7 protein-coding genes are annotated in these 6,561 nt (G+C 68.5%); 5 read left to right on the top strand and 2 right to left on the bottom strand.

What is annotated here, in order from left to right; translation table 11 throughout:
* Together R1101_RS26740 and holA are read left to right on the top strand one after the other, a co-directional pair.
* Nucleotides 1-1,023: ComEC/Rec2 family competence protein (locus tag R1101_RS26740; protein ID WP_016933986.1), on the top strand; the 1,023-nt coding region annotated here is incomplete at its 5' end.
* A complete protein-coding gene (holA, locus tag R1101_RS0113715) occupies nt 1,020-1,991 on the top strand; it encodes a DNA polymerase III subunit delta (RefSeq protein ID WP_016933985.1) in 972 nt (323 codons plus the stop codon). The genes R1101_RS26740 and holA, both read left to right, overlap by 4 nt.
* Before the next feature lie 133 nt (nt 1,992-2,124).
* Here the strand turns inward: holA and rpsT are convergent, their stop codons facing one another.
* Nucleotides 2,125-2,385 carry a 30S ribosomal protein S20 gene (gene rpsT, locus R1101_RS0113710; protein ID WP_016933984.1) on the bottom strand — a complete coding sequence of 87 codons (261 nt, stop codon included), beginning with the start codon at nt 2,383-2,385 and terminating at the stop codon, nt 2,125-2,127.
* 370 nt (nt 2,386-2,755) lie between these two features.
* On the opposite strand from rpsT, the gene R1101_RS26735 reads away from it, so the two are divergent.
* The gene (locus R1101_RS26735; RefSeq protein ID WP_016933982.1) at nt 2,756-3,643 is read left to right on the top strand and encodes an aquaporin; all 888 of its coding nucleotides are present in this window, start codon (nt 2,756-2,758) and stop codon (nt 3,641-3,643) included.
* On the opposite strand, the gene R1101_RS0113695 is transcribed toward R1101_RS26735, so the two are convergent.
* Nucleotides 3,601-4,257, bottom strand: coding sequence for a type II toxin-antitoxin system PemK/MazF family toxin (locus R1101_RS0113695; RefSeq protein WP_016933981.1), 657 nt, complete (start codon nt 4,255-4,257; stop codon nt 3,601-3,603). The genes R1101_RS26735 and R1101_RS0113695 overlap by 43 nt on opposite strands.
* A 54-nt stretch (nt 4,258-4,311) precedes the next feature.
* Between R1101_RS0113695 and lepA the strand changes: the two genes are divergently transcribed.
* Nucleotides 4,312-6,216, top strand: coding sequence for a translation elongation factor 4 (gene lepA, locus R1101_RS0113690; RefSeq protein ID WP_016933980.1), 1,905 nt, complete (start codon nt 4,312-4,314; stop codon nt 6,214-6,216).
* Nucleotides 6,217-6,251: 35 nt separating this feature from the next.
* The coding region (locus R1101_RS26730) for a nitronate monooxygenase (protein ID WP_037223365.1) at nt 6,252-6,561 on the top strand (310 nt) is incomplete at its 3' end.

Genomic DNA, 6,561 nt, shown 5'->3' with positions numbered 1-6,561 from the left:
GAGGTACTCGCACGTGGCACAGGTCCGTTCCTGTGGTGGCTGATCACGGTGGCGGACCGAGCGGCGTCCTTGCCGTCGGCCGAACTGGAGGTGCCCGACGGGCCGGCGGGAGCCGTCACTGCGGCCCTGGTGATCGCCACTGCATGGTCGGTGGTCCGTCACCGGCGAGCGCGGGTGGCGGCTCTCGTGATCGCGCTGGCGGTCGCAGCGGTGTGGCTGCCGGTGCGTGTGCTGAGGCCCGGCTGGCCCGGAGCAGAATGGGTGCTCGTCGCATGCGATGTCGGCCAAGGCGATGCGCTGGTGCTGGCTGCGGGGGACGGACGCGCCGTCGTCGTCGACACCGGGCCCGAGCCGGAGCCCATCGACCGGTGCCTGCGCCGGTTGCGGATTCGTGAGGTCGCGCTGATCGTGCTGTCGCACCTGCACGCCGACCACACGGGTGGGCTCCGCGGTGTCCTCGACGGGCGGTCCGTGGAGGCGGTCGTGGTCGGTCCGGGTGTGGCGGATGACGGTGCAGCCGAAGTCCTCCGGCCGGCGACCGAGATCGGTGTCGCCGTGCGGGAAGTGCGTGCCGGTGCGGTGCTGCGCGCGGGCGACCTCGACATCCGGGTGCTCGGCCCCGATACGCCGGGGGTGGGCCACTCCGAGAACGACGACTCTCTCGTCCTGACGATCGAGACCGTCGTGGGGCGGATCCTGCTCCCGGGTGACGCCGAGGAGGCCGCGCTCGATGCGCTCGTACGATCCGGCATCGACGTGCGTGCGGAGGTGCTGAAGGTGCCGCACCACGGATCCCGCACCACGCCCGAGCGCTTCCTCACCGCCGTGCGGCCGAGCGTCGCCGTCGTCAGCGCCGGACGCGACAATCTCTTCGGGCACCCGCACCCCGAGATCGTCGCGACGCTGGCTGCAGTGGGGACGCGCGTGCTGCGCACCGACCTGCACGGCGACATCGCCGTGGTCCGTGCCGCTTCCGGGGCGCTCGCGGTGGTGTCGGACGTGCGTGGCACGATCGAACCGTGAGCGACGCGTCCCTGCATCTGGTCCTCGGTGAGGAAGAACTGCTCGTCGACCGTGCTGTCGCGCAGATCGTGTCCGACGTCCGCACGCGCAGCGACACTCCGGGCGATCTACCGGTCTCCCGGCTCCGCGCGGGCGACGCCGGTGTCCCCGAACTGGCCGAGCTGCTGAGCCCGTCGCTGTTCGCCGAGGAGCGCATCGTGATCCTCGAATCCACCGCCGACGCCGGGAAGGACGCCGCGGCGCTCATCCTCGACGTCGCGGCCGATCCGCCCCCGGGCGTGACGCTGGTGATCCTCCACAGCGGTGGGGGCCGCACCAAGACGATGGTGCCCGCGCTCCGCAAGTGCGGAGCCGAGGAACACATGTGTGCCGCTCCCGCGAAAGCGGGGGAGAAGGCCGCCTGGGTGCGCACGTTCGTCCACAAGGAGTTCCAGGCCGCGGGCGTGCGGGTCTCCGGCGACGTCGAACAGCTCGTCATCGAAGCAGTGGGATCCGACCTCCGCGAACTCGCTGCCGCGTGCGGTCAGCTCGTGGCCGACACGGGCGGCAAGATCGACGCCGCGGCCGTGCGGCGCTACTACTCCGGCAAGGCCGAGGTGTCGGGATTCGATGTGGCCGAGAAGGCCGTGGCCGGCGACACCGCCGGAGCGCTCGAAGCGCTGCGATGGGCGATGCACCGCGGCGTCGCCCATGTCTTGCTCGCCGATGCCCTCGCCGATGCCGTTCACACCATCGCCCGTGTCGGCTCGGCCGGTCGGGGCGACCCGTTCTCACTCGCCTCGTCGCTCGGTATGCCGCCGTGGAAGGTCAAGAAAGCTCAGGCCCAAGCGCGGACGTGGGCACCGGCGTCCATCGGCACGGCGCTCACCGTGGTGGCCGCTCTCAACGCCGACGTCAAAGGGGCGGCGGCCGATCCGGATTACGCCCTCGAACACGCCGTGCGGGTCATCGCGCAGTTGGCGGCCTGAGCCGTCCGCGCGCCTCGACTCGGTTTCCGGACGACCGGCACCGTGTGTGGCATCCAACGCCACTGAGGCCGTCCCCTGCGGGGGACGGCCTCAGTGAAGCAGAGCCTGCGTCTACTACCTCGGAGCGATGAACTCAGAGCTTGTTGGCAAGCTTCGCGAGAGCAGACTTCTTGTTGGCGGCCTGGTTGGGGTGGATGACACCCTTGCTGGCAGCCTTGTCGAGCTGACGGCTGGTGGCGACGAGGAGCTCGTTGACCTTGTTCTTGTCGCCGGCGGCCGCAGCCTCGCGGAACGAACGGATCGCCGTACGCAGCGACGACTTCACCGACTGATTCCGGAGTCGGTTGCGCTCGTTGGTGCGAATCCGCTTCACCTGGGACTTGATGTTGGCCACGCGTAAAATCCTGTCGTCTTGCTGGTAGCTGGTAGGAAAGCTCTGGGTGCATCCGAGCACCGATGGACAAGGCTACCAAGAGCGGTTCCCAAAGCCCAAACCGGCGGAGAACGCAGCCTCGTCACCAGCGCGGATGTCTCCTACGAGACAGTCCCCGGCCGATCGACGGCGTTGTCGTGCCTGGGTCGACGCTTCCTCGCCTGCTGCCCGGGCGGACACGCCACAGCGCACGATGTCGTTGTCGAGGTGACGTCGCTTGCGTAGTCTGCGTCACAGCGCGAACGGCGCGTTCGCCCAGCGGTGCATCGACTCGAAGTGTTCTACCACCAGGTTCCGCCTGCGTGCGGAGCCGCGAACATCGAGGTGACCCATGGAACCCCCACGCGATCCCGAATCCCGGCTCGACGAAGATCTCGCGCGCGAGACGTCCCTGGAAATCCGTGATCCCGGTGAGTTCTCCGACCTGCGGAAGTACGTGGCGGAGGCCATCGGGACGTTTCTTCTGGTGTTCTCCGCGGTGGGTACCGCAGTGTTCGCCGGAAGCCGTGTCGGCCAGCTCGGCGTCGCATTGGCGTTCGGCCTGACCCTGCTGTTCCTCGTGTACACCATCGGCCCGATCTCCGGGTGCCACGTGAACCCGGCGGTGACGCTGGGGCAGCTCATCGTCGGGCACGTGACCCCGGTGCGTGCCGTGGGCTACTGGATCGCGCAGGTCGTCGGCGGCCTGATCGCCGGTCTGACGCTCTACGCGGTGGCATCGTCGCTGCCGAGCTACAACCGTGCCGCGGACGGCCTCGGGGCCAACGGCTGGGGTGCACACAGTCCCTCGGCCGTGCGCGGTCCGCTCGGCGGTGTACTCGAGAACGGCTACGGCATCGGCGCGATGATCGTCGTCGAGGTCCTGCTCACTGCGGTACTGGTGTTCGTGGTGCTCGGTGCGACCGATCAGATCGCCGACGCACCGATCGCCGGCATCGCCATCGGGTTCACCCTCGCCGTGATCCACCTGATCTCGATCCCGATCGACAACACCTCGGTCAATCCCGCGCGCAGCCTGGCCGTCGCCTTCTATCAGAACGGCGCGCTCGGGCAGCTGTGGGCGTTCATCGTGTTCCCGCTCATCGGAGGCGCACTCGGAGCCCTCGTGTACACCTTCCTCTTCGGACGGCGATACGGCTCAGAGCTTCCTGAATCCCCGATCGGGAGCGGCCCGGTTCAGCTCCAGCCGAACTCGGTGCGGAGCCGGACCGCGACCTGATCGAACCGTGCCCGGGGAAGGATCGCCCCCTCGCGGCGGATGCCGTCCTCCGGGACGTCGAGCACGCGATCGAGTCGAACCCAGCTCGGACGGTTCTCCACGTCCCACGGTCCGGAGCCGATCCCGAGCCAGTCGCGCTGACCGTCGCGGTCGGTGTTCGACGACAGCATCAATCCGAGCAGCGTCGAGTCGTCGCGTCCCACTACGAGCACCGGGCGGTCCTTGCCCTGCGCCGGGTCGTCCTCGTAGGCCACCCAGGTCCACACGATCTCGCCCGGATCGGCGCGGCCGTCCAGGTCGGGGGAGTATTCGAGGCGGCGCGCACGCTGGGCGGTCGGCGTGGTGCGCGAGGCCACCGGCCGGCCGGGGGCCGGGCGCTTCGTGCCGGCGGGGGTCTTCGCAGCGCCGGGCTTCGGTGCCGCCGTCCCGGCAGCGCCGGGCTTCGGTGCCTCGGTGGTACCGCTTCCGGAGGTGCCGGTCTGTGCGGCCGTGTTCAGCGCGGCGCGTGCCCTGTCGAGCGCTCCGGACTGCTGCAACTGCTGGTAGATCTTCGGTCCCTGCTCGACGGCGAGACGCCCGAGTTGCCTGCCCAACTTCTTCCATGTACCGGCCACGGGAACCGAGCTTAACCGGACCGGACACGGGCGAAGTCCCGGCCGCTGCCCGACTTGGATATTCTGCAGGGTGACCGCGGTCTGCAGGCCGCTGCCAGTCCGAGTCAGGAGCACGACATCAGCACCTTCGCCGACACCACGTTCACGGACCCCGCGAAGATCCGGAACTTCTGCATCATCGCGCACATCGACCATGGAAAGTCGACGCTTGCCGACCGGATGCTGCAGCTCACCGGGGTGGTCGAGGAGCGGCAGATGCGCGCCCAGTACCTCGACCGCATGGACATCGAGCGCGAGCGCGGCATCACGATCAAGGCGCAGAACGTGCGCCTGCCGTGGAAGCTCGACGGTGAAGACTATGTGATGCACCTGATCGACACGCCCGGTCACGTCGACTTCACCTACGAGGTCTCCCGTGCGCTCGAGGCATGCGAGGGGGCGGTCCTGCTCGTCGACGCCGCGCAGGGCATCGAGGCGCAGACCCTCGCCAACCTCTACCTCGCGCTCGACAAGGACCTGACGATCATCCCGGTCCTCAACAAGATCGACCTGCCCGCGGCCGATCCCGATCGGTACGCCGGCGAGATCGCGAACATCATCGGCTGCGAGCCGTCCGACGTGCTCCGGGTCTCGGGCAAGACCGGCGAGGGTGTCCCCGAACTCATCGACGCCGTGATCCGGCAGGTGCCGCCACCGGTGGGCGACGCCGATGCGCCCGCCCGCGCCATGATCTTCGACTCCGTCTACGACACCTACCGCGGTGTCGTGACGTACGTGCGTGTGGTGGACGGCAAGATCGTCCCCCGCGAGAAGATCAAGATGATGTCGACGGGCACCACCCACGAACTGCTCGAGGTCGGCATCGTCTCGCCCGAACCCAAGGCCACCGCCGGACTCGGCGTCGGCGAGGTGGGTTACCTCATCACCGGCGTGAAGGACGTGCGCCAATCGAAGGTCGGCGATACCGTCACCACCGCCCGCAACGGTGCCGAGGAGCCGCTCACCGGCTACCGCGAACCGCGCCCGATGGTCTACTCCGGTCTGTATCCGCTCGACGGCTCCGACTACCCGGTGCTGCGCGACGCGCTCGACAAGCTCCAGCTCAACGACGCCGCGCTCACCTACGAACCCGAGACGTCCGTCGCCCTCGGCTTCGGTTTCCGCTGTGGCTTCCTCGGCCTGCTGCACATGGAGATCACCCGCGAACGCCTCGAGCGCGAGTTCGGCCTCGACCTGATCTCCACCGCACCGAACGTCGTGTACCGCGTGGTGCTCGAGGGCGGGGAGGAAGTCGTCGTGACGAACCCGTCCGTGTGGCCCGAAGGCAAGGCGCGCGAGATCTACGAACCGATCGTCAAGTGCACCATCATCGCGCCGAGCGAGTTCATCGGCTCGATCATGGAACTGTGCCAGTCGCGGCGCGGCGAGCTCGGCGGCATGGACTACCTGTCCGAGACCCGCGTCGAACTGCGGTACACGCTGCCGATGGCCGAGATCATCTTCGACTTCTTCGACTCGCTCAAGTCGCGAACCCGCGGTTACGCCTCGATGGACTACGAGGAGGCCGGCGAGCAGCAGGCCGCGCTGGTGAAGGTCGACATCCTGCTCCAGGGTGAGGCCGTCGACGCGTTCAGCGCGATCGTCCACAAGGATGCCGCCGCCGCCTACGGCAACAAGATGACGACCAAGCTCAAGGAACTCATCCCGCGGCAGCAGTTCGAGGTTCCCGTCCAGGCGGCCATCGGCTCGAAGATCATCGCCCGCGAGAACATTCGGGCGATCCGCAAGGACGTTCTCGCCAAGTGCTACGGCGGCGACATCAGCCGTAAGCGCAAGCTGCTCGAGAAGCAGAAGGAAGGCAAGAAGCGGATGAAGACGATCGGCCGGGTCGACGTGCCACAGGAAGCGTTCGTCGCCGCGCTCTCGTCGGAGGCCTCGTCGGACAAGCCGAAGAAGTAGCCGTCCCTGCTCCGACGCCCATCGGAAGGATTCGCATGCTCGACACCTGGCTCACCCGTGAACTCGGAATCTCCGTTCCCCTGCTGGGCGCGCCCATGGGTGGACGGGCCGGCGGGCGGCTCGCCGGCGAGGTGACCCGTGCCGGCGGTCTCGGCCTCATCGGCGCCGCCCGGTACAACACCGCCGAGTGGATTGCGGGGGAGGTCCGCACCGCCCGCGAGATCGGAGGCGGACCTGTCGGATTCGGCCTGATGACCTGGGCGCTCGCCGACGACGACAGCCTCCTCACCGCCGTGCTCGACCACCGGCCGCAGCTGGTCACGCTCTCGTTCGGCGATCCCGCAC

Source organism: Rhodococcus sp. R1101 (assembly GCF_000278445.1).
GTDB lineage: Bacteria > Actinomycetota > Actinomycetes > Mycobacteriales > Mycobacteriaceae > Rhodococcus > Rhodococcus gordoniae.
This window is presented reverse-complemented; position numbering and strand designations above follow the sequence as displayed.